The following is a 24,692-nucleotide window of genomic DNA, read 5'->3' as shown; positions in this document are numbered from 1 at the left end:
TATTATTGGTATTGGTAGATAAAGGTTAATCCCAATTGAATTTATACAGTATGTCGACATTTTGATACAGGCCACTGGTTATTTCTATATATAACTTCGACATTAGCTGATAACGCACTGCCACTTCACTGAGCGACTCAAATACCCCCACGCTATATTTAACCTGCAAACTCGGTGCTAAATAACCTGATATTTCTACCTTTGTTTGCTCGCCACTACCTTTAGAACTTAAACTGACATCTGACAAGCCAAACGATTCACCGACTTTAGACACTAAGCTTTCGCTTCGGCTCACTCCTTGAGAAAGTAGTAATTGAGTTAACATTGCATCCGTTGAACTGTCGCCCTCCCCTAATGGTTGACCATTCAGCAAACACGCTAGGGCTTGTGCTTGGTCCATGCCCGGCTCTGAAAATACTTTTAAATTTGGCTGCTCAACACTGCCAGTTAAAGTAACACCTGCAATAACACCATCGGCGGTATTATTTGGGTTGCGAATGGCTTTAATATTTAAATGAGGTTTATCTATTGCGCCACTAAAACCAATTTGCCCGGTTCTAATTATTAAGTCTTGACCAAATGCCAAGTAGGTTCCTTCAATTAAATTGAGCTCACCAATGGCAATGATGGGTGAGTCTTGACTCATTTTTATATCCATATCACCCACTACCTTAGACTCAAGTCCAAATGAGGCTACTCTGACATCATTTTTAACCGTTACTTTTAAATCAATATCGTAGTTAAATGGGGCTTTTTTAGTATTTTGCGTAGTTTGATCCAAAATTATTTCATCATCACTAACCTGTACAGCCCCCTCTGGCAGCTCTTCAATTTCTATTCGACCATAAGGCACTACAACATCACCTGCCAGCTTAAGTGCATTGTCAGCTAAACTTATTTTTAACTCTGGTGATACCTTAAACACCACGCCTTGTTGCGCTCTTACAAAAAACTCACTGCCGACTACATTCATATTTACAGCTGGTTGTTCACCTTGCCAATCAACATTCCCCGTTAATTTTACCTGTCCGCCTTGAGGGTCATTTAAATCTCCCTCAATGGTGGCGGTGGACTTATTAAACGCCACATTAATACTGGAATTTTTAAGGGCGACAGGTAGTTGTTCACCTTCTAGGTTGATATTCTCTATGTTTAAATTTCCCTCTAACAAAGGGTCTTTAAGTGTGCCTGCTAATGCAACTTGCCCACGAATGGCGCCATTAAGCTGCTCGAACGTATTTAAAAATGGCTGTATATCAGACAATAAAATTTTATCAATTTGAATATTACCGTTAAGCGTTTGCTTATTTTGAATATCATCAATATTAACTTTAGTCGTTACTTTACCCAAAACACTCGATTCTATGTTAGCTTCTATTTGACCAACCTTAGCATCAGAAAAAGCGCTTATGTTTAGCGTTTCTATAGGTAGCTTAAATCGATCTTCTTCGTTAATAAGTACCGCGTTAAGCCCTGATGAATTTAAATTAGCGCGTAGAGTTTTAAGTGTGCCTGCTTGCCAATTAGCAGCAAAGTCTCCCGCTATATCACCACGTGTTATTACATTCTCTGGTAACCAATGTTTTAGCTCTCGCAATGCAAGATTGGCCAGTTTTACGTTAAGCTGGCCTAATTCGCGGGTTTGATTCAATCTATCAATACATAACTTACTATTACTCGATTGCCAACAATGCGCACTCACATCAAAGTCGCCCGTTTTCGAATCTATAATTACGGCTATATCTTTAGCATTTTCAAAGCTAAGCGTTTTATCACTTACACTAATATTACTGAGTTCACCTTGCCAAATCGCGTTAGCAAGTTTGCCATTTAGTTCAAACGAGGCAGCCCCAGCATCAGCATCAATAGATGCACTCAATTGATGATCGGTTTTATCACCACTGCCGACTATTTCCACTTTATTAATTTGATGATTCATAACACGCGCTGAATCAAGACTAACGCTGATATCTGTTTGCCAATCGGTAGCGGTGTCTAACTGTGCTTTTAACGCCAACTTATTAATATTAATTTCGTCATAAATAAACTGCTCTAGCTTTAACGCTAAATCAACTGCAGGCTTCAACCGCTCGCCTCTTATACTTAAATCGGCTTTACCGTTAGCAATAAACGGAAGCTTTGCCTCATCATTACTTTGCAGCGTAATAGCCCCATTAATCTGCCATTGCTGATCAACTTCGCCTGTTAAGGTTAACCTGTTTGTACCGCTGCTAAGGTTAAATTTATTTACAGTGGCTTTAAGTTCATCATTTAAGTTAAATTGAGCAGCAAAATTAAGCGGTACATCATTTAGTAACCCGCTTAATTGGGTGTCATCCATACTTAATTGCCAGCTATTTAAACTGGTAACAAATGCCCCTTTAAACTGCCCTGAAATATCACTGGTAAGTGTGTCAGTGAGGTATTGCGCTTTTAAACTCGATAGCGCGCCGCTAAAGTTAGCACTAACCCCATTTTGCCAGTCGATATTCGCTTGGATAGTAGCTTGGCTCTCATTCGCTTTAAGGGCTAACTTTTTTAAGTTTGCTTCGCTCAGTGAGCCATTAATTTGACTGTTAATATTCACAGTTGGATAAGCACCTAACTGACTATTACCAAATAACGATAACTGATAATCGTTAGCATTGCCTTGTGCGGTTAATTTTACGTCGGTTATCTTTAACTCTTTACTTGCTGTTTCGATAATCCACTGCTCTACATCGCCATTAACACTAAATGGATAATTTGGTTGTTTAAGATTAGCCGTAGCAGCTAGTTCAAAAGGAAATGATTCACTGCTTTTTATATCTACATTGAGCTTTTCTAAGTCTCCGCCTATTTGCATATTGGCATCATAACCATGCCCTTTTAGACTGATATCGCCATTAATTGGTAAGCGGCCTTTAAGCTTTGCGTTAAGTGCAGTATTAAGCTGCCACTGCTGATAATTTGCAGACAATGAAGCAACGTTAATCTCAGAACCTATTAGCTTCATTTGTAGCGCAATATTATTTACCACATTTTGCTGTGCATTCTGCTCCACCGTGAACTGCGCAATATTAAACTGTTCTAGGTAAATATTGAGTGGCGACATAAATGCGATATTAGGTAATGCTGGTAACTCAGTAATTGGGGTAGAACTGGCTGTATTTTCTCCAGGCTGCTCTTTTAACGCGATTAAAACACTCGGAATATTCACGTTTTTAATTTGAATATCAGCACCTTGTGCCTTTGCAGCAATCTCCATATTATTAACAACTACGTTTGCACTTGTGTGATTTAACACAAACTCACTGACCGCTAAACGCTTAAGTGCAATATTAAATGGCAAACTGATTTGTTCCAACGGTTCGTTAGATGTATCAGGAGAATTAGATGACGATGCTGGTAAGTTTAGTTTTATAGACCGGGCACTTAAGTTATCAATACACATACCATCACAGTGCCACCAAAATAAATCTAGTTTAAGCTGCTGAGCATCAAGTAATAAACCGTCACGCTCAAAGCGAAAATTAAACGCATCATTATATAAAAAACGCCCGCTTTTTATTTCAATTTTTAAGCCGTCAACTAACTTATTGGCGCTATAAGCAATTAGCTGGTTACCTGGAGCTGTAAAAACAACGCAAAACAATGTCACTAATACAGCAACAACTAAGGTGCTAAGTGCTGCAGTGACTTTTTTAAATACAGACATTAAATTTCCGGCCCTATGGTAATACTTAAACGAGTGCTTTTGCTTTCTTTAGTGAGTCCCCACGCATGATCTATTCTTATTGGTCCTATAGGCGTTAAATAACGAAAACCAAACCCTGCACCTATTTCAAATTGCTCAGAAAAATCATTGGTCGCCGTCCCTCCATCAACAAACAACGCTGCTCGCCAGTTTTTGGCAAATTGGTAATTATATTCAGCAGTCGTCGCGATTAAATATTTACCGCCGATGCGATCCCCATTGTCATTTTCTGGTGAGATTGATTGATAAGCAAAGCCGCGCACACTTTGATCGCCACCAGCATAAAACCTTAATGAATATGGAACATTGTTAATATCGTCAACTAACATGGCCCCTAAGTTTGCTTTTAAAAACACAAGGTGCTTATTAAGATAAGTGCGCAACCATGCATGCTGTAATTGCACCCTAACAATATTGGTACTAGAGAGTACACTATCGAGACCAAACTCTGCCGATATAGACCACTGCTCTCCCGAATAAGGGGTGGTACCTCCCTTCGATTGCTTTCGGGCATAACTGACACCTGGTAATAACATTTCTGTGGTGCGTTCTAGCCCGTCGCCAATCCGATAGGTTTCTTGCTCGCGCCTGATAAATGCAGTTCTTATCCATTTTTGCTCGGTGAGCCATTGCCTTTGCAACTGCGCGGTTAAAATTTCACTGTAAATATTGTCGGCTAATTCATCTTCGAGCTTATAGCCTGCTGATAAACGCCATAAATCATCATTCGGATTATTAACAGGGATGGTATACGCCATAGAAATATCTTGTTGTTTTTTTGCAATATTAAGATTGCTTTCTAGGTAGTGTCCTTGCTCCGTGATCCATGGTTTACTCCACTTAAACCGTACCTTTGGACCCAATTCGGTATTGAACCCGCCACCAATTTCGTAGCTATTCGCGGGCTTATGTAATACGTCCACTTTAATAGGCACTTGGCTGTTTTTTCTAGCTGAAATATCAGCGTAAACACGCACGCTTGTAAAATAAGGAGTGCTCGATAAATCTAGGTTGTAGTCAGCAATCTTAGATGCTTTATAGTGCTCACCCATTTCAAACGGGGCTAAAGAGCGAATGTATTTTTCTGCTGGGCTTTGATTGGTAATTAACACATCACCAAAGCGATAACGCACACCACTTTCAATGGTAAAGGTAATAATAGCGCTGTGTTTTTTTAATGACACTTCAAATTTTCGGGCAGGCCATTTTGCGTCAAAGTAACCATGCTCCAACAAAACGGATTCAATTTTTTTATAGGCTGCGCTATACATTCCATGATTTAAAATGTCGCCTTGCTTTAACTCTAAACTTTCAATAACTTGCTGAATTAATGGGTCATGTTTAGCTTCCCCGTTAACGCTAATATTAAGCGTCTCAATACGGGTTGCGGAGCCGCGCTCAATAGTCGCAACAAGCTCATGCTCTTTATTAAAATCGATAGTCACATTTGAACTGTAATAACCTAATGCCTTTAAGCTATCTTCAACTTGCGATTTAGCGTAACGACGCAGTGAGCGCGTTGGTTTTTCACCCACTAAGGGTTTTAAATAAAGAGCAACGTTGTTTTCTAACTCTCCACTAATTCCTTTTATTTCATAATCTTCAATTTTATTGTCAGCTGCAATAGCGAAAAAGCTCAAAAATAAGCAAAAACAAATAACGGATTTTAAAAACTGATTGAACAAGTAATCATCCTTACTATGTACCCATAAAAAACAACAAATTAACGACACAATAATAGCATAGCGATAATGAGCCTAACATTAACTTAATCATTATCAGCGTCTAAAATATTAGCTGGCTCTATGCGAATCTTTTAAACCGCTGTGTGCTTAACTAAAAATTCTTGCGCTTTAATGATTTATTTTGGTTACAATAGCGCTAATGAGTAAACACTAATTTTATGAGTTTTAAATGCAATTTCCTGATGATGATAATGGCCAGCTTCTTGCTGAAATTTCCGCCGCCGGTGTAGATTTAAGTAAAATGCAACAAATTGATTTTTACATTTTATTTGAACAACAGGCTGATGCCGAAAAATTTGCAACTGAGATTGTAAACGATGCATTAGTGCAAACTGCTGATGTTGAGAAATGTAAAGATACCGGTGTTTGGGAAGTAATTGCCCATGTACAAATGGTTCCAGAGCACGCACTTTTAGGCCAAGCAGAACAATATATTGAAAGTATCGCTAATAGCTTAAATGGTTATGGCGATGGTTGGGGATTAGACGCAGAAGAAGTATAACCCTAATTTCATGATGAATGAGATATCCAGCTTAGCCTATCGGCTTAGCTGGTTTGCTTTTCTAAAGCTGCCTTTATAATCAAAAAGTTTATCTGCTACTTTCCAGCCATACTTTTTACTTTTTCGAGCAATCACAAAATCCGGTGGTATTAAATCAAACTGGGCTTTTATAACTTGATCTGCACTGATAAATTCAATTGGTGACTGTCCCTGCCCTACACGCTTACCAAATTGCTTATTAAAATAATACTGTGATCCTTTGTTTGCTAAATCAAAAACTTCATCACAACTGGCTCCGTCTTCATCAAAATAAGTAACTTTTAACAATTGCTCTTTAAGTTTAGTCACACTCAAGCCACTACAACGAAGGACTAATGCATCTTTAAGGTTTAACGCATTACGAAGCTTATCATCAGGATCGGCCATCACAGCACCACAGTCATGACATTTTCGAGCAGCAATATCATTTTGTGCGCCGCACTGCTCACACTCTTTAAAACGAAAACGATAATCGCATTGCTCGCTTACCCCATTATCGTCTTCTAATAAGCCTTGGCAACGCCTACCAAAGTGCTCAACTACTTTGCCATCAGCGTCTGTTTTACCCCAAAATATATTGGCAAAGCCACACCCGGGACACAGCACTTGTACGGGTTCATTATCACTATCGCCTTTTTTATCACCTACCTCTGGGTAAAATAAATCAAAGCCATTGCCCGCATAGTCAATTACTAAACAATCATCTTTACCCTCAGCCAACCTTAAACCTCTACCGACAATTTGCTGGTATAAACTTACCGACTCAGTGGGGCGTAAAATAGCTATAAAATCAACATGGGGAGCATCAAATCCGGTAGTAAGAACAGATATATTCACTAAATACTTTAATTTTTTAGCTTTGAATTGTTTAATTATTTTATCGCGTTCGCTATTGGGAGTATCTCCGGTGATCAGCGCACTTTGATCCTCGGGTAAATAAGTCATTACCTCTTGTGCATGCATAACCGTAGCTGAAAATATCATCACGCCATGGCGGTTCTCACTATATTGAATAACTTGCTGTAAAATTGTTTGAGTTGCACGGGTCGATTTTTTTAACAGCGCATTCATATCCTCATTACTATACTGCCCAAATGCATTGCTAGTTAAAGATGAAAAGTCATAATGGCTAATCGCTGCATCAACCTCTTTAGGGGGAGTTAAGTAGTTATTTTTAATCATATAGCGCAAAGGTAATTCAAAAATACATCGTTTGAATAGGCTTTCCTTATTGCCACGCACAAAGCCATGGTAATGATGCTGATAAATCCAGCCTAACCCTAGTCGGTAAGGCGTCGCGGTTAAACCTAATACTTTTAATTCAGGGTTGTGAAATTTAAGCGCATTAATAACTTTTCCGTACTGGCTTTTCTTTTCGCCATTTACTCTGTGACACTCATCAATAATAAGTAATGAGTAGTGCTCATTAAGTTTATCTAGATTGCGCGATAACGACTGCACACTGGCAAAGGTAACTTGGTGAGTTAACGACTTCTCTTTGAGTCCTGCGGAAAATATACTCGCTTGCAAGCCAAAGCTTTTATATTTTTGAGCATTTTGCTCCACTAATTCTTTTACGTGCGCCAATACCAATATTTTTTGTTTAGCAATACGCGCAAGCTCAGCTATCACTAAACTTTTACCCGCCCCCGTAGGCAACACAATAACAGCAGGTGCGTTAGTTTTTCTAAAGTGTAAAACGGTGCGTTCAACCGCCTCTTTTTGGTAGGGTCTGAGGGTGTAGGTCATTTAAGGATACAGAAGATTTAATAAGTGTAATACTAACAAAAAGTTTATTACATTACGAAGACGCATTAATGATGTTTGAGAACATAAAAAATTATAGATTGCCTGATTATTTTTTAGAAAATAAAAAAGGGCTGATAAATATCAGCCCTTTTCATTATCTAAATATATTAGAAACGGATGTTTAATCCAATGTTGATACGACGACCATACACATCAAAGAACTCACCATCATCATAAGTTCCAGGATTTCTTGGTGGTGTAACGTCGAATAAGTTAGCAACACCAGCACGTAACTCAACCATATCATTAACGTTATAACGTGCATTTAGATCCCACTCAGTATAAGAAGGTACATCGTTATAATCATTATTTTCTATTGTCCACTCTCTATCAAGAACAGTAGCATGGCGGTATTTACCAACCATACCAACATATAAGTCTTCATAGCTGTAGCCAATTGTTAAATTACCTTGCCAACGTGGGTATCTAACTTCACCAACTGTCGGTGTCATTTCATAGCTTTCGCTTGAAACATCAGTATTGAACTCTCTGTGTTCTAAGTAACTTGCAAGTAAGCGAACATCAAATAAACCAAACTCTGTTTCATACTTATAGTTACCCTCTAAATCAACACCTTTCAACGCATAAGATGCTAAGTTGTATGGACCGTTACGAACAAGAGTAATATCTAGTGTTGCAGGATCACGGTCAACTAGAGCACATGCGCTGTTATCAAGGCTTGAAGCTTCATAACAGTCATTTACTACACGCTGCGCACCTAGCGAGTTTATTGCGTCTTCAACATCAAAACTCCAATAATCAGCAATCAAAGTGATATTTTCTGTTGGCGTATAAATCACACCAAATAAAGTATCATCTGAAGTCTCTTCTTGTAATTCAGGGTTACCCGAGTTAACACTTGGCGGTGTAACTTGACGCCAATCCTGTGAAGGTCTCCAATCACCGTCAAGAATCCCTGGGTTAGGGATACCAGCAGCTTTACAGTTAGCAATTAAATTAGCTTTTTTAGAGTCATTAGCCGTTGCTATGCGTGTTTGATCACAAGGGTCGCCATAAGAAGCGAATGATTGAGTACCTGCAGCGTATAACTGAGATAATGATGGAGCACGAACTGATTTTGATTTTGTACCACGGAAACGAAGCTGATCGTTCATTGCATAGTTGAAACCAACTTTCCAAGCAACATTATCACCTACTGAAGAATAATCCATGTAACGTGCAGCAAGCTCTAAGCTTAGAGAGTCAACAAACGGCGCATCCACTAATAAAGGAATAGAAGTTTCAATACCGATTTCATCAACTGTAAATTCACCATCCCAAGCTTTTACAAAGTTACCAAACACTAGGTTATTTTGCATAGCAGCACCAGGCTCATTAGAACCTGTTTCTTTACGATGCTCAGCACTAAGTGCAAAAGAAACTCCACCCGCAGGCATATCAAAAGCATAACCAGAGATAACACCACCAATTACTTGTTGCTGTTTAACTTTTGAAATTGAAGCTGATGTTGTTACATAGTCTAGTGCCTCTTGCGACGCACCGTTTAAGCCAAATAGGCTTAATGGTTGACAGCCATCTAGTGCACCAAGAAGGGTTCCATCAGCGTCTCTGTTAGCACAACGAATTTCACCATCTACCATTACAGCATCAATAGCTTTATTAAAGTTTTCTTCTAAAAACTCACCATTCCAAGTTGTGTCATTTTTATTACGACCATAGCTAAAATATACTTCATAGTCATACTCTTCCAATAATAAACCTTGGAATGAAAGAGTTGTATTAAATGAAGTACGATCATCTTCATAAGTACGATTACCGAAGCCTGAAGCTAACTTATATACAGTGATATTTCTATCATCAGCATAGCCTGCATCAGCAAACTGGGCTTTAGCATCTGGGTGCCAATATGCGTTATCTGCACGAAGACTTTCAGCAAGAAATATTGGGCTACTCTCTGCGTAAGCACTTGCTTTAGAGAATGAAACCTCAAAATTCATTGAATGGTCGTCATGGTACTGATTTACCACGTTTGTAAAAACATTGAAACGGTTAAGTGGCGTTGCCAAATCTTGGTGTTCAATAAATTTGTAACCATTTGAGAACTCATCACCAAAATAGCGAAGTTGAGAATTTGGAGCGGGCTGTGTCTTTCCACCAATCTCAAATGGTATTAGCTCACCATTGTCCCCAAAAACATATTGACCACCTGGTAAAAATGCATCACCAGCACGATCATATATACCTAACGTCTGAAGCCCAGGGTTTTCAGCATAAGTTCTTGCTGGAATACCGTCTTTATCATCAACATTATCAGGGTTTAGCATTGTGTTGATAGGGTTTCTGAGGAAGTCTCGATCTTGTGCTTCTAATTGCTCTGTTTCAGAGTAAGATAAGCTTGTAATGAAGCTAGTTTTTTCGCCTTCACCACCAAAAGTGAATGAGAAAAATTCAGAACCACCGCCATTTTGCTCAGGCATAGATTTTTTGTAATTAAAATCGATAGTATCTTGAGACTTCTTCAAAATAATATTTACAACACCAGCAACGGCATCAGAACCATAAGCTGCTGATGCACCACCGTGAACGATATCCATACGTTCAATCATTTCAGTCGGAATACCATTTAAGTCAACAGCTGGATTATCAACCGATGCACCTACGTAACGACGACCATTAACAAGAACAAGGGTACGACCTTCACCTAATTGACGCAAGTCAGTTGTATTAATACCTGCACCAAAAATTGTGTTTGTTGTAGTTGTTGGGGCAGAGCCAACACCTGAAGATGGAAGTTTCTGTAATAGATCAGCTACGTTTGTAATACCGGCATTCGTAAGTTCAACACCTGTTATAGTTGTAACTGGTGTTGGAGAAACTTCAGAGAAGCGCTTAATACGTGAACCCGTAACCTCAATTCTTTCTACTTTTTCTGCATTTTCTTCTTCTGCAGCAAATGTACTTGCTGAGAAAGCAGCTGTAGATGCTGCACCAAAAGCGATCGCTAAACGAACTGCTTTTGAAACTTTATTGTTTAACATGTGATTCTCCCTAGAACACTATTATATTTTTATTATTTAACAAGAAGTTTATAAACTTGCTAAGTTCCTATAATAATCCTAGATGAAGTTAAAGGTCAACACAGCATTAACAATAAAAACAAAAGTAACCAAATTTAAGTCTTTAGTTTACATTCACACAAGAAAAACCAAGCATTTATGATTAGACCGTATTTTTAAACTAATCAAATACAGCTACAACCGCAAAATATCATTACTAATAAATATCTTTTTCTCTAGAAGTTAATTAACAAGAAATTAAAATCACCCTGCTCTTTAGCCAATTTTTAAAATTTTTCAAAAAAAAAGCCCATACCAAGTATGGGCTTTCATTTATTTTTGTAGCTATTTTGTTAGAACTTTAAGTTAAAGCTAACATGTACAAATCGGCCTAAGGTATCATAAAAACCAGCAACAGTATTTGCATTACTAGCAATTGTGTTACCCACCATTGGAGGCTCTTTATCGAAGATATTATTAATACCACCTGTAAATGTAACATGCTCATTGTATGAGTAAGTACCAGATAAATCGATGAAACTATAAGAACCAATCCCGCCATTTTCAACTAAAGATTTATCATCAACACCATCATAATCGATACCACCGTAATAGCGCCATTTAGCGCCTATACGCCAATCGTCACGGATGTAGTTAATATTAGAAGTATGACGCCATTTTGGTGAAGCAAAACAGTCTGAATTAATATTACCAGCACAGTCATATGCTAAAGATGAATCACCTAGGATAGGCTCAACCTCTTTCTTCATGCTGTAATAACCGTTGATGTCAAACTTCAAAGTTGCATTTTCTAGATCCATTGAATATGCAGCTGTAGCATCAATACCTTCCCATGTTCTACCACCAATGTTATCGCTAAGGTTAGTTACAAAACCTGCTTGACCTAACCAAAGGCTTCCTGATGGGCTACGAGTAATGTTGTTACAGAAAAATGCATCGCCAGTTTCAGCACAGTTGTTAAGTATACGCTCAGCACCAACTTCACCTATAACTTGTTCAATCTCAATTTTGAAGTAATCTACAGAGAAGTTAAAGTTTTCAAAAGGAGAAGCTACTAAACCAATGGTAAGCGTTTCACCCTCTTCTGGTTGAAGCGCAGGATTACCACCAGCTAACTCATTGTATTGTCCAGCAGGTGATTCACCAATGTTACCGTATTGATCAGCACTTACACTAGCATTGGCACATTGACTAGCAGAGTAAGTTGGTCTGTCAGCTGCATCTGCTGCTGCTGGATCACCAGCACAACCATCTGCACCACTCCACAAACCAAGACTTTGAGCTGCGAATAGTTCACCAATATTAGGAGCACGCACAACCTTCGCAAAACTAGTTCTGAACTTATAAGTATCTGCAAGAGTGTAATCAACACCAATTGAGTAGGTTGTGTCCGAACCAGTTGTTGAATAATCTGACCAACGTGCTGCAGTTGATACATTTAAATTGTCTAATACTGGAATTTGTAACTCACCATAAACTTCGTTTACATCAATTACGCCATATAGACTTGGTGAAGGACCACCCTGACCTAATAATTGACCTTCTTCATAAACAGTATCTGATACACGCTCATAGTCTTGTTCACGACGTTCAACACCAAATACCGCACCTACAGGTAATGAAGCCGTAGGTAATGTCCAATCGAACTCACCACTAACATAACCACTGTATATAACTTGAGTAACTAAACCAGTTTGAGTACCAACACCAGCAAGTTGAGCTGCTTGTTCAGGTGTTACTCCACCAAGTTCAAATACGTTGTAATATAAACAACCATCATCTTGAGCACATTCAGTATCTACAGCACCAACACGAGGAGCTATTTTTGGTGCAAGTAAATCATTTTTATATACTGAGCTAGACGTCGTTGCAGAATAATTATAACTAACATCATATGACCAATTATCGTTTAGTTCACCTTCCATACCCGTTAAAATTCTGTATGAAGAATGTTCTAGATTATCAGAACGTGGACCACCTTCAATGTTACGTTTACCAATGTATGCAACAAACTGGTCACTTCCATCTTGGTTAAACAAACCTTGTAGCTGTTGCTTTTGAGTATCAGACAATAAAGGGTTATTGTAGTCAAATAAAATTTCATCATTATAGAACGTACCAGATTCTGCAATTTGACCTGCAGTTCTGTTATGCATAAAAGAGAATTCTAAATAAGGGCGAAAAGTATCGTTGATTTCATAATCGATAAAAGTACCCAGAGTGAAACGTTCGTTTGGTCTTAAAAAGTGATTAACTGGGGCATAGTTGTAACGATAACCATCATCTTCTCTAAACCCAGAACCATTTGGATCTAAGTATCCATAAAAGTTTTGCTTGTAATCAACTTCGCCGTCAACTACTGGGTAGATATCGAAAAATGGATTTGGAGTGGTACCAGAACCACCACAAGCTTGACCTGCTTTATCTAATGCACACGATGAGTAATCTCGAGAGCCTTGTAATAATTCAGTTTGACGGTTGTAAGTTACATAACCAACGGCATGGCCTTTGCTTCCATCAAATGCACCACCAACAGTGAAATCTATGCTGTAAGATTTGCCATCGATACCAGTGCTACCTGTATCATAGTTGAAGTCTTTTTCATCCATCAAGCCTTGGATGTATTTGTTATCATTATTATGTTGATAACCTGAAGTACCTACGTTGAGTGAAATACCTTCAAACTGGTCGTCCATCACAAAGTTAACAACACCAGCAACAGCATCAGCACCATATATAGCCGCAGCACCACCAGTAAGAACATCTACTCGCTTAATCAACGATGAAGGGATTTGGTTTATATCTGCAACCTGAGAGGTAATACTACCCGCTTGCATTCTTCGGCCGTTAATTAGTACTAATGTTCTATTTGAACCTAAACCACGTAGATCTACAGTCGCAGTACCTGTGGCGCCATTGGCTAAAAATGAACTTTCAGCAGCTTCAATTTGTGGCAACTGATTCAAGATATCTTCCACACGAGTGAAACCGCTTAATTTAATCTCTTCAGCAGTCATTACAGTGACTGGACTAGAAGTTTCTAGGTCTGTACGCTTAATACGAGAACCTGTAACTTGAATACGTTCAACTTTTTCAAGACCTTCCTCTGCAGCTGTTGTGCTTGCAGAAAATGCAGCTGTTGATACTGCACCAAAAGCAATCGCTAAGCGAACTGCTTTTGAAACTTTATTATTTAACATTTGATTCTCCCTAGAATACCATTATGTTTTTTATATTTAACAAATCACCAACACAAGTTGCGTTAATTTGATGATCATAGCCTTATGATAATGCTTACAACGAGGAGCGGTCAACATATAATTAACAATAAATAAACCAGATGAAATAAATAAGACACACTTACCGATAAAAAATTAACATGGTGGTGATTTTATATATAAAGACACTAATTAAATTCACACCTAAACCCCACAAAAATAACTATTTCATAAATCGCAATAAATTTATCGTTGATTACTATTCAATTAAAGCTTTCCTATTTTTATACTAAAACAACGAAGCTTGAGTAGATTCAGTTGGTGTGTTTAATGCGCTTAATATCATTTGCGCAACAGGGTCGAGTTGTCTTTGGATGTACAGCGGGTAGTTCAGAGTGTTTTTACCGGTATAAAGCTCAGCGCCGGATACTGCGTAAACATATTCGATTACTTGCCCGCGTTTTATTTCAAACTCAGGATGGCTCGCTTTGTGTTTTTTAACTGCTTGAACGTGAGGTGGGATATTTTTAATATAATCGTTAAGGTGCTGCCCTAAACGCTTTCTATATACTAATTTACGGTCAAACTCACCATTATAAAGTTTTTGAGTGTAGCTATTTATAATATCGTGCAGTTGCTGTATTTCGAAGTGACTAGAGAAAAGTGTTTCAAACAACTGTGTTTGAAACTCCTGCGCAAACTCAGTCCAATCACTGCGAACGGTTTCCATACCTTTAAAGACTAATTTTTTTTCATTATTTTTGGTTACTTGACCAACATAACGTTTTTTAGAACCTGTTTTTTTACCTCGTATAGTTGGCATAAAAAACGGACTGTAATGGGTTTCAAATTCAATTTCCAAATAGCTTTGCAAGTCATAACGCTGCCTTAAATCGACCTGCCACTTTTTGTTGATATGTCGAACAAGTTGGCAGCCAATTTCGTTGCATTGCTCAGGACTTGTATCTTCACTAAGTTTTACAAACGTAGAGTCGGTATCACCATATATCACCTCAAAGCCTTGCGCTTCTATCCATTTACGGGTTGTTTGCATTATCTCATGGCCACGTAAAGTGATAGAGCTCGACAAGCGCGGGTCGTAAAACCGACAGCCTTTAGAGCCGAGTACACCATATAAACTATTCATAATAATTTTGATCGCTTGCGAGAGCATGGGTTGATTAGTGTCTTTGGCTTCTTGGCGAGTTTGTGTCAGGTGCTCAATTAATTTAGGCAGGTGGTGCTGCGTTCTTGAAAATAATGCCTGATTGAATCCTTCAACTGCTTGCTCTGGCTTATTTAGCCCTGCAATTAAACCTAGCGGGTCAATACAAAACGTACGCATAATTGAAGGATATAAGCTTTTAAAATCAAGTACCAAAACGTTTTTATACAGCCCTGGAGTCGACTCCATCACATAGCCACCAGGGCTTTCAAAAGATAGCCCATGATCGCCTAAGTTGGGAGCAACATAACCACTGCGATGTAACAGCGGTAAATATAAGTTTGTAAATGCGGCAACGGAGCCACCCATGCGCTCAAGTTCGAGGCCGGTAATTTGAGTTCTGACTATGGCAAATTCAAACAGCTTTAGTTTTTCGAAAATTTGATTAACTAAAATACAATCTTGGCGGTTGTAGGCAGCAAGAGCGAGCTTGTCTTCATTAAATTGGCGTACAATTTCAGATAATCGGTTATCAGCTTTTATTAATTTAGACTCGTTAAGCACACGCTCTGCAACATTAGCTAACGAAAAGCTATCAAATCGATAAGTTGCATTTTTTAAAGTATCAATGCCATCAATGACGCATCGTCCTGGGAGTGTTAATCGGGTGTAATGACCCTTATTAATATATAGAGGTTGATTATCTCGGCCAAAACTCAGGGTAAGCCCTAACGCCTCAGCGCGTTCTTGCAATAAACTAAAATCAAAATCAATAACATTCCAACCAACAATAACATCGGGGTCATTATTTATAATGTACTGCTGCAGCTTGGTGAGTAGGTTAATTTCGTCATAGCACCAGTCTATTTCAAATGTCGAGTCGCTCTGCAGCTGCTGCTCACCTATCATCAATACACAATCTAAACCATTTCCCACCAGTGCAACACTAAATAACACCCCGTCGCCATTGCATTCTATATCCAAAGAAACAGACTTAAGCGTTGGCGTATACTCGGTGTTTGCTTTTAGCTTTGCATCACTAATTTCAATAAAGCCGTTTTGAGCTTTGGTGTTACCGGTTACCCATACACCTCCTTTAATAAAGCGCTCCATTAAAAAGCGATCACTGTGGCGCACATCGGCTTCGTAAATTGGCATTACTTGATCTAAAAGAGCTCTTGCAGTGTATAGGCTTTTTATATCGTTAAAGTAACAGGCAACACACTCGCTACCACTAAAGTGACAAAGCTCAACATTATTAAACTGGACGTTAACACTCGCCTTAGTCAACAAGGTATTCGCTGCCTGCTGCTGTGCTAATGGGATGAAGAATACCGCTTGCTGGTTTTCAATCGTCACTTTTATCGGGCCCTGATCAGAGCTTAGCCAGTAACACAAAGTAATACCTTGTGCATTTTTAGCCCCGTATTGTTGCCTTGATAAAATAAAGCCCTGATAGATTGCTTGTGTCAATGTTCGATCCCACTTAATATATACACTGTAATTATATACATATTTTAGGTTAATCATCACATGCTATCGAGCTCACTTAAAAAAACAATTAGACAAGTACACCAGCATGTTGCAAATAACCTAACCGATTACCGCCCTCGTAGTAGTCAAAACTATTTAGTTGCTGAAATCGCCAAAACATTAGCCGGTGAATACCATAAAAAACAACGTATTTGTGTTATTGAAGCAGGCACCGGTACCGGCAAGTCATTAGCATACTGCCTAGGCGCTCTGCCGCTGGCATTAGCACAAAAAAAGAAACTGGTTATTTCTACAGCTACGGTCGCTTTGCAAGAGCAGTTAATCGCTAAAGAGCTACCGTTTTTTAAAAAGCACTCAGGGCTCGATTTTAAATTTGATTTAGTAAAAGGCCGCCAACGATATATTTGTGCACACAAACTTCATAATGCGCTGAACAGCGATAGCCAAACTCAAATGGAGTTTATGCCTACCCTTACATCGCCACTAAGTGATATGGAAACTAAATGCTTAAAGCAACTTTACGATGCCTATATCAATAAAAAATGGCAAGGTGATAGAGACAGCTGGGCTGATACCATTCCTGATAGAGTATGGGGACTAATTGCTTGCGATAAACATGCCTGCCAACGCCAAATGAAAGCACACCAAACATGTCCTTTTCAACTCGCCCGCCAGCAGTTAATGCAAATGGATGTATTAGTTATAAACCATTCGTTACTATTAGCCGATTTAGATTTAGGGGGCGGAAAAATTTTACCCGAACCCGACAATACCATTTATGTAATCGATGAAGCGCATCACCTTGCGCATATTACCCGCGACTTTTCATCTGCTGCAGCTACAATAAAAGGCACGATAGATTGGCTCGACAAACTCACTAAATTTAGTGGCAAAATGGCCAAAGTGTTAGTGGGGCAAAAAGGTATTGGGCAAAACTTTAAATTATGCGATAGCGTTAACGATGCAAACAAAGATTTAAAAGTAGTCCGCGATATTCTCGACAACGCCGATTTTGAATATTCAAAAGACGATACCTATCGCTTTGAACATGGTGAAATTCCTAAATCGCTACATGCGAAGGCAAAAGACATTAGCGAAGCCACGCTTGATGCTTTACGCTGTTTGAATAAAATGCACGATACCCTCACACAAGATGTAAGCGACGGTGATATTAAACCTTATGTTGCCGACCCCATTCTGGCTGAAAGTGGGCAATACATAAACCGGTTAGAACAACTTAATAAATTATGGTTTAGTTACGCTACTAAAGGCGAAGGCACGCCGCATGCGCGTTGGATAAAACGACTTGAATATAAAAGCCATCATGATCACTTGCTTAGCGACTGCCCCATTGAGGTCGGTTACTATTTAAAAGATAAGCTGTGGAGCGAATGTGCTGGAGCCGTGCTATGTTCTGCTACCTTGAGCGCACTAGGCTCATTTGATCATTTTGCCTATGAAAGTGGCCTTGCTAAAGAAGAAGGGGTAAAGTTTATTAAAGTCCCCTCCCCGTTTGACTACCCAAAACAAGCCACTCTGCGAATTCCGACGTCAAGCATAGAGCCAACAGATAAAGAATTTAGCGATCATATTGCTAAAACACTACCCGAGTATCTAAACACTAAAAAAGCCAACTTAGTGTTATTTGCCTCTTACTGGCAAATGGACCATGTAAGTAAATTCCTTAGAACAAAAGGATTTAACTTATTAGTACAAGGTGAAATGTCACGAGAAGCTTTACTCAAATTACACACTAAAAATATTGATGAAGGCAAAGGCAGTATTTTATTTGGCACCCAAAGCCTTTCTGAAGGACTTGATTTACCTGGTAAATATTTAGAAAACCTAATTATTACAAAAATTCCATTTGCGGTGCCCACCTCGCCTATCGAAGAAGCACAAGCGGAGTTTGTGCAAAGTAAAGGCGGTAATCCGTTTTTATCGATAACCGTGCCAGACGCAGCAAAGAAATTGGTACAAAGCTGTGGTAGACTGCTGCGCAAAGAAAGTGATATTGGCACAATAACTATTTTAGATAGACGCTTAATCACCAAACGATATGGCAAAGCCATGCTCGACACCTTACCACCTTTTAAAAGACAAATAGATTACTGATGTTTGAACTTGCACTCGACCCAACAACTTGGGCTATTTTATGTGGCGTTGCACTTTTAGCGGGCTTTATTGATGCTATTGCTGGCGGTGGTGGTTTACTCACTGTACCGGCACTGTTAACGGCGGGATTACCTCCTCATTTGACGCTCGGCACTAATAAATTGGCCGCCAGTTTTGGCTCGTTAACTGCCAGTATTACCTATTATAAAAAACAATTATTTAACCCACGATTTTGGTTTGCTTCTATAATCGCCACCGCCATAGGTGCTTTGTTAGGCACACTCATTGTTGATCATTTAAGCATTGAATTTTTAAATAAGCTCTTACCCATTATTATTATTTTAGTGGCTTGCTACAGCTTGTTTGGTAATTTAAGTACCACACAAAGTGACGACCTGCCTAAGTTAACCCCAACCATAAAACTAAAACAGTGGCTACAAGGGTTAAGCCTAGGCTTTTTTGATGGTTTGGCGGGGCCTGGAACGGGAACTTTTTGGACTGCCTCAAACGGTATGCTTTATAAAATGAGTTTGCTACTTAATTGTGGTTTGGCGCGTTCAATGAATTTTGTTTCTAACTTTATCTCGCTGATCACCTTTGTTGCACTTGGCCATGTTAACTTTTTACTGGGAATTACAATGGGCTTCTTTATCATGCTTGGTGCATGGTTTGGCGCACATTCAGCGATTCGTTTTGGCAGTAAATTTATTCGTCCAGTATTTAATACTATGGTTATACTTTTAGCATTAAAACTAATTTACGAGGCATACTTTTAATATGCAATCTGCTGCTTTAGACAAACTACGCCAACAAGTTGCCACGCTTAAGCAACAGGCAGAGCAATTTGACAAAGCAAAGCTCTTTTCTAAAAACCGTTATATGCAGGCACAGCCGAGCCTATTTGACAGAGCCGTGTTTAGCACCAAAAGTATGAACTTAGCCGACTACGTAGTAGAAATAGAAGATGAAATAGCTAGCCTACCACCGAGCGAACACCGCCATGCTTACACCTATGCACTTGAGCGTATTGGCAGTCAGGTACAAGCGGTATTTAATGTTATTAAATCGACCCCTATTTGGGTGAAAGAAAATAAAAGTCATTATAAGCCTCGTGCTAAACAGCCTGTTTATAAACAAGCGGTGCAAAAAATCATGCAATCATCCCACGAGTTATATAACGAACTTAAACAAAACCATGAATTTGAACGTCGCCTAGTACTGATGATTGAAGAGCGTAAACTGCAAATGGAAAAAGCATCGCCTGCGCAAGCACAAAAGCTTAACCAAGAAATTTTAACTACTCATGCACGACTCGGCCGTTGTAGAAAAGCAATTTCTGCCACCGAAGACAAAATTCAACAAGTAGAAAAACAACAGCTACGCTAATGCAGCTTTTTTATCACCCTCTCTACTCTGCTTTAACGCTCCCTGAGCGCCATCGATTTCCAATTAAAAAGTATCAACAGCTCAAGCATGAAGTTGAACGTTTAGGCTATACGCGGTTTATATCGCCTTCGCCAGCAACTAAAGCGCAGTTAAGCTTATGCCATAGCTCAGATTATATTGCTGACTTTTTAAACGGGTCGTTGACTGACAAAGCGGTTAAAAAAATGGGATTTCCTCACTCTTATAAACTTGTTGAGCGAACTCTTTACTCTGTTGGTGCCAGTATTCAAGCCGCTGAAACAGCACTTGAAAGTGGTTTAGCGGCTAATTTAAGTGGCGGCTATCACCATGCTTACAGCAATTACGGCAGTGGCTTTTGTATTTTTAATGATTTAGCCATTGCGGCAGCGCATCTTATTTCAACAGAGCAAGCCGACACTGTATTAATATTTGATTGTGACGTACACCAAGGTGACGGTACCGCGCAAATAACCCAACAGCACGAGCAGATAATTAGTTGCTCAATTCACTGTGAACAAAACTTTCCTCGGCAAAAACAGTACTCAAACTATGACTTTGGCTTACCTGCAAACACCACAGATGCAGAGTATTTAACAACACTAGACCAAGCTCTTGAGTTATGTGTTCGTCTCCACCAGCCCTATATTATTTTATATAATGCGGGCGCCGATATTTATACCAAAGACGAACTCGGCTTATTTGATGTTTCTCTAGCTGGTGTGTATAAACGCGACTTTGCTGTTCTTAACTTTTGTAAGCAGCGAAACATACCGCTGATGTGTGCTTTAGGTGGCGGTTATCAACGTAACATCAACAATTTAGTTAGTGTCCATAAGCAACTATTTAAAGCGGCTCTCGATTTATAACAATCCTTGGTATAGACTCATTACAGACAATAAAAAAGAGTGACAGGAATATGCGATTAGATGACGACATACACAATTTTTACGAAAAACTCGTTTTAGAAGAAATAGAAAAACGTAAACTTAATGAACGTTACAGCGACGATGTAATGGCTGACTTTTGCTGCACCGTACTCAATCAATTACCCCCCCGCTATATTCGTTACGATGTAGATATGGCGTTTTATTTAACTCAAACGGATCGTTTAGATATGCAGCAACGCGTAGAAGTTGCCATTAATTTTGCGATTGATCAAATAGCTAAAAAGAAAGAGCTCCATGAGTAACCCGCTAGAAGAAGCTCCTACACACGTGAAACTGGCTGTTGATTTAATTATGATTTTAGAGCAACACGATGTAGAGCCAGAAGAAGTATTAAAAGCGCTCGATATCGTAAAAAGTGACTTTGAGAAAAAGCTAGTTAGTAACTAGCTTTACTCTATTGTTTGTATTTCATGGACAGTGACAACACCATCGTGTTTATTACAATCAATTTTAATTTCGCCGAATGTGCGCCTAGGTGATGTTGACCTACGGCAGGTCATGTTTTGAGCTTTAACACCAAATTGTTCAATATAAACGGCAACAATTGCATCTATTTCTTGCTTCTCTTCTGTTGTCGCAGCGGCATAAAAAGTATCATATTGTTGTGACCAATTTTCAACGCCAGCTTCTGCAGCAACCCCCAACCACCCCATACCAAGCTTAGTTGATTGCTCTAAATATTGTCCTTTTAAAAACATAAACGCTAGGGTGTATTGTGCACTTTTATAACCCAATGCAGCTGGCTCTTCTAAATAGTTAAAAGCCTCTTCAAACTCCCCTTTTCTGTATGCCTTAACACCATTATATTCTTTTTTCTTCATAGTATTATCGCTGTAAAGACTTATTGGTGACGAATTACAGCCAGTTATTAAAGCCATCAATACCAGCAAAGTGGCACTCAATTGTCGATGATTCATTATTATCCTTAATTTATTATTGTTTTTGCCCAGAAACATACACCACTTTTAAAACACCCGCCTTAAAAGTTGTTAACATAAATTTAATACTATCATGGGATTGCAAAGCTTACAGCGATTATTTTTATAAGCGCAGTTTTAACCGCCCATTTAAAAATAGATAAACCTAATTTTTTAATACCCTGTGTTTATACCCAAGCTACTTTAAGTACAATACATTTAACTGGCTCAAATTTATCACTGACTGTCCGTTTGCTGAACCAGTAATAATAACTGCGCGGCCGCTTTGGCATCGTCTAATGCACGGTGATGGTTAGTTAAGTCTAAATTAAAGTGTGTCGATAAATTACCGAGCGAATACGACTTTAATCCCTTAAATGCTTTACGTGATTCAACAACGGTACATAGTTTTGGCATTTTAAAGTTGATTCCCAGCTCCTCAAGCTCTTTTTTAATAAAGCCATAATCAAAATTAACATTGTGAGCGACAAAAATACTACCCGAAAGCTTATCTAATAAAGTCGAAACAATGTCGCTAAATATAGGCGCATCACTTACCATGGCGTCGTTAATACCGGTTAGTTTAGTAATAAAACGAGGGATAGGCCGCTCTGGGTTTATCAGCGTAGTCCATGTATCAATGATGTTGCCTTGCTGTATTTTAACAATACCAATTTCGGTAATTCGGTTCCCCCCTTTTAGTCCCCCCGTCGTTTCAATATCTACCACACTATAAATTCGCTTAGGATCTACATACCAGTTTACCGCTGCAATATTTACGATAAAGCCACAGCTTTTTAAATTATCGATACTCACTAACTGGTTTCTTTTAAGCTTATCGCCTGGCGCTTTAACCTCTTCAAAATGAACAGCGCTGTTATCAACAACCATTAAATCGGGGTAACCATCTTTTAATTGTCGGTAGTTCTTTGCCATATTTTTTAAATGCTGAAGTAAAGCCGTTATTGGGCTATTTAATATAAGCATCTCTACTGGCTTTAAAACATCTGGGTGCCACCTAAATAAGCCATTTGGTTGCTCATAATACTTCGCGGCATGGTTACACACTAAACGCAGCAATTTGGGGGTACTATTACACGCAGCCAGCCGCGCTTCTATTTGTGAGGATTGATTTAAGTAAAAGGAGTCTGTTTTTAACGCTTGCGGGAAAATATCAAATTCATTACAAGGAGGCGTCGGAGTTTCAATAAACAGCTCTTGCCAAAAAACCAGTGTAAATAAGCTTTGCCACAAGGTATTCTCAGTATAAAAAACCTGTTTACCTTGACGAGTGTAGTGATCGCTTACACCTAACTCAACATCGCCTCGGTAAAGTTCATCAACTTCTATAATGCAGCGTGTACTGGCTAACATTTCACTGAGCCGCGAACGGGTTTGCTTGTTAAATTTACGCATTAAAAAGTCATCTGCGAAATACAGTAACTCATCACTAAGCGGATTTTCTATAATTTGCTCAAGCTGCGCTTTTACCCATTGCTTATTGCCCTGTCGATATTGCTCCCTTATTTGAATCTCGAGGGCTTGTGCATCGTCTTCGCAGGCGTTAAGTAAATCAAACGCAAGTGTTGGGTTAGTTGTTTTTAGTTGCTTAAAAAGTATAACCAGTAACTTGTTTTTTAACTCTTGTGCAATAACCCCTACTGCTACTTTATTTATTAGCTGCTTTGCTAGTTCCTCTCTTTCATTGTCATCTTTTGTATTTTTAAGCGTTAGTCGCAAACGGTTTAATGCATAGTTAGACTGCGCTTCTTTTATTGAATCAAAGCGCGATAAGCTTTCATTATGCTCTTGCCTAACAGGTGTTACGCCTAAATCTCTTAGTACAAATCGATTTTGATGATTAATATCGCCTGCACTGAGCCTGCCAATGTATAAAAATTCAAAATACTCGTAATACTCTTCTCTATTATTTATCACGTACTGATTATATAAGTGTGCAAGACACTCTGGCTTAGATTCAAAGAATGAAATAGCTATTTCAACTAAGTTACTTTTAGCAGCGCTTTTTTTAAATAATGGCGTTTGTTCTTGCTTTTCTAGCAGCTCTATTAAGGCCGGTTTTGTTAGGTGACTTAGTAGTTGCTTATGATCTTTATCAGAGGGTTCTACAATTAACTTTGCCGCTTTTAATTTAAAAAGTGCTTGGTATGGCGAGCTAATTTCTTTGTAGTTTAATGATTGGGTTTGAACTAAATAAGGCTTACGAGAATAAATGCGCGCCAACATACACTGGCTCTGCTCGTCGAGCGTGTTTATTTTACTAATAAATGAAATATGCTTTTGCTCGAGTAAATGCATGCATTTCTCGCTCACAAAAGTTAATAGCTCTCTAAAATGTGCCAAATAATATTTCGCTGGTAACTCTTTTTTCATAAAACCGCCCACACTGTATATAAAAACAGTATCCAGCATCTCATTATTTTTATCAACCCAATAAAATTTTTTTATGCATACGTATTACTATTGAAATATCTTTTTTAGCGTGATTACTCTGTGCTAAGGTTGCCCGCAAATTATTAGTGGCACTTTAACTACATTA

At 38.8% G+C, this 24,692-nt stretch carries 15 protein-coding genes; 7 read left to right on the top strand and 8 right to left on the bottom strand.

Annotated elements, in window-relative coordinates:
* Positions 1–25: 25 nt before the first annotated feature.
* Together tamB and PUND_RS07140 are read right to left on the bottom strand one after the other, a co-directional pair.
* The gene (gene tamB, locus PUND_RS07145; protein ID WP_010388237.1) at positions 26–3,697 is read right to left on the bottom strand and encodes an autotransporter assembly complex protein TamB; all 3,672 of its coding nucleotides are present in this window, start codon (positions 3,695–3,697) and stop codon (positions 26–28) included.
* Entirely contained in the window at positions 3,697–5,421 is a 1,725-nt protein-coding gene (locus tag PUND_RS07140) for an autotransporter assembly complex protein TamA (RefSeq protein ID WP_010388234.1), read from the bottom strand. Before PUND_RS07140 ends, tamB begins: the two co-directional genes overlap by 1 nt.
* A gap of 229 nt (positions 5,422–5,650) precedes the next feature.
* Here PUND_RS07140 and PUND_RS07135 point away from each other — a divergent pair, with 229 nt between their 5' ends.
* Positions 5,651–5,983, top strand: coding sequence for a ribonuclease E inhibitor RraB (locus PUND_RS07135; RefSeq protein ID WP_010388233.1), 333 nt, complete (start codon positions 5,651–5,653; stop codon positions 5,981–5,983).
* 36 nt (positions 5,984–6,019) lie between these two features.
* Here PUND_RS07135 and radD read toward each other — a convergent pair whose 3' ends face one another.
* From radD to PUND_RS07115, 4 genes are all read right to left on the bottom strand, one after another.
* Entirely contained in the window at positions 6,020–7,771 is a 1,752-nt protein-coding gene (gene radD / locus PUND_RS07130) for a DNA repair helicase RadD (protein ID WP_010388232.1), read from the bottom strand.
* A gap of 167 nt (positions 7,772–7,938) precedes the next feature.
* Complete coding sequence (locus tag PUND_RS07125) at positions 7,939–10,830, bottom strand: TonB-dependent receptor plug domain-containing protein (protein ID WP_010388231.1); 2,892 nt, start codon at positions 10,828–10,830, stop codon at positions 7,939–7,941.
* 371 nt (positions 10,831–11,201) lie between these two features.
* Positions 11,202–14,069: a TonB-dependent receptor domain-containing protein gene (locus PUND_RS07120; protein WP_010388230.1), complete on the bottom strand. Its 2,868-nt coding sequence runs from the start codon at positions 14,067–14,069 to the stop codon at positions 11,202–11,204.
* A 307-nt stretch (positions 14,070–14,376) separates the two neighbouring features.
* Positions 14,377–16,725, bottom strand: coding sequence for a DNA polymerase II (locus tag PUND_RS07115; RefSeq protein ID WP_010388229.1), 2,349 nt, complete (start codon positions 16,723–16,725; stop codon positions 14,377–14,379).
* 60 nt (positions 16,726–16,785) lie between these two features.
* Here PUND_RS07115 and dinG point away from each other — a divergent pair, with 60 nt between their 5' ends.
* From dinG to PUND_RS07085, 6 genes are read left to right on the top strand one after another with little or no spacing between them, the layout of a single operon-like run.
* Complete coding sequence (dinG, locus tag PUND_RS07110; RefSeq protein ID WP_010388228.1) at positions 16,786–18,861, top strand: ATP-dependent DNA helicase DinG; 2,076 nt, start codon at positions 16,786–16,788, stop codon at positions 18,859–18,861.
* Positions 18,861–19,637 (top strand): TSUP family transporter, encoded by a 777-nt coding sequence (locus PUND_RS07105; protein ID WP_010388226.1) that lies wholly within the window; start codon positions 18,861–18,863, stop codon positions 19,635–19,637. The genes dinG and PUND_RS07105 overlap by 1 nt, the downstream gene beginning before the upstream one ends.
* A gap of 1 nt (position 19,638) precedes the next feature.
* The gene (locus tag PUND_RS07100; protein ID WP_010388225.1) at positions 19,639–20,247 is read left to right on the top strand and encodes a primosomal replication protein; all 609 of its coding nucleotides are present in this window, start codon (positions 19,639–19,641) and stop codon (positions 20,245–20,247) included.
* The gene (locus PUND_RS07095; protein ID WP_010388223.1) at positions 20,247–21,134 is read left to right on the top strand and encodes a histone deacetylase family protein; all 888 of its coding nucleotides are present in this window, start codon (positions 20,247–20,249) and stop codon (positions 21,132–21,134) included. Before PUND_RS07100 ends, PUND_RS07095 begins: the two co-directional genes overlap by 1 nt.
* Positions 21,135–21,184: 50 nt before the next feature.
* Complete coding sequence (locus tag PUND_RS07090) at positions 21,185–21,457, top strand: late competence development ComFB family protein (protein WP_010388221.1); 273 nt, start codon at positions 21,185–21,187, stop codon at positions 21,455–21,457.
* The gene (locus PUND_RS07085; RefSeq protein WP_010388219.1) at positions 21,450–21,602 is read left to right on the top strand and encodes a YbaM family protein; all 153 of its coding nucleotides are present in this window, start codon (positions 21,450–21,452) and stop codon (positions 21,600–21,602) included. Before PUND_RS07090 ends, PUND_RS07085 begins: the two co-directional genes overlap by 8 nt.
* Positions 21,603–21,604: 2 nt before the next feature.
* Here PUND_RS07085 and PUND_RS07080 read toward each other — a convergent pair whose 3' ends face one another.
* Complete coding sequence (locus PUND_RS07080) at positions 21,605–22,132, bottom strand: SEL1-like repeat protein (protein ID WP_010388217.1); 528 nt, start codon at positions 22,130–22,132, stop codon at positions 21,605–21,607.
* Between the two features lie 237 nt (positions 22,133–22,369).
* Positions 22,370–24,526 (bottom strand): exonuclease domain-containing protein, encoded by a 2,157-nt coding sequence (locus PUND_RS07075; protein ID WP_010388214.1) that lies wholly within the window; start codon positions 24,524–24,526, stop codon positions 22,370–22,372.
* Positions 24,527–24,692 lie beyond the last annotated feature (166 nt).

The sequence above is a fragment of the Pseudoalteromonas undina genome, assembly GCF_000238275.3.
GTDB lineage: Bacteria > Pseudomonadota > Gammaproteobacteria > Enterobacterales > Alteromonadaceae > Pseudoalteromonas > Pseudoalteromonas undina.
This window is presented reverse-complemented; position numbering and strand designations above follow the sequence as displayed.

Excerpts from the sequence above, each read along its gene's own strand:
- tamB (WP_010388237.1), bottom strand. The coding sequence starts at position 3,697 with ATGTCTGTATTTAAAAAAGTCACTGCAGCACTTAGCACCTTAGTTGTT.
- PUND_RS07135 (WP_010388233.1), top strand. The coding sequence starts at position 5,651 with ATGCAATTTCCTGATGATGATAATGGCCAGCTTCTTGCTGAAATTTCC.
- radD (WP_010388232.1), bottom strand. The coding sequence starts at position 7,771 with ATGACCTACACCCTCAGACCCTACCAAAAAGAGGCGGTTGAACGCACC.
- PUND_RS07125 (WP_010388231.1), bottom strand. The coding sequence starts at position 10,830 with ATGTTAAACAATAAAGTTTCAAAAGCAGTTCGTTTAGCGATCGCTTTT.
- PUND_RS07120 (WP_010388230.1), bottom strand. The coding sequence starts at position 14,069 with ATGTTAAATAATAAAGTTTCAAAAGCAGTTCGCTTAGCGATTGCTTTT.
- dinG (WP_010388228.1), top strand. The coding sequence starts at position 16,786 with ATGCTATCGAGCTCACTTAAAAAAACAATTAGACAAGTACACCAGCAT.
- PUND_RS07105 (WP_010388226.1), top strand. The coding sequence starts at position 18,861 with ATGTTTGAACTTGCACTCGACCCAACAACTTGGGCTATTTTATGTGGC.
- PUND_RS07100 (WP_010388225.1), top strand. The coding sequence starts at position 19,639 with ATGCAATCTGCTGCTTTAGACAAACTACGCCAACAAGTTGCCACGCTT.
- PUND_RS07095 (WP_010388223.1), top strand. The coding sequence starts at position 20,247 with ATGCAGCTTTTTTATCACCCTCTCTACTCTGCTTTAACGCTCCCTGAG.
- PUND_RS07090 (WP_010388221.1), top strand. The coding sequence starts at position 21,185 with ATGCGATTAGATGACGACATACACAATTTTTACGAAAAACTCGTTTTA.
- PUND_RS07085 (WP_010388219.1), top strand. The coding sequence starts at position 21,450 with ATGAGTAACCCGCTAGAAGAAGCTCCTACACACGTGAAACTGGCTGTT.
- PUND_RS07080 (WP_010388217.1), bottom strand. The coding sequence starts at position 22,132 with ATGAATCATCGACAATTGAGTGCCACTTTGCTGGTATTGATGGCTTTA.
- PUND_RS07075 (WP_010388214.1), bottom strand. The coding sequence starts at position 24,526 with ATGAAAAAAGAGTTACCAGCGAAATATTATTTGGCACATTTTAGAGAG.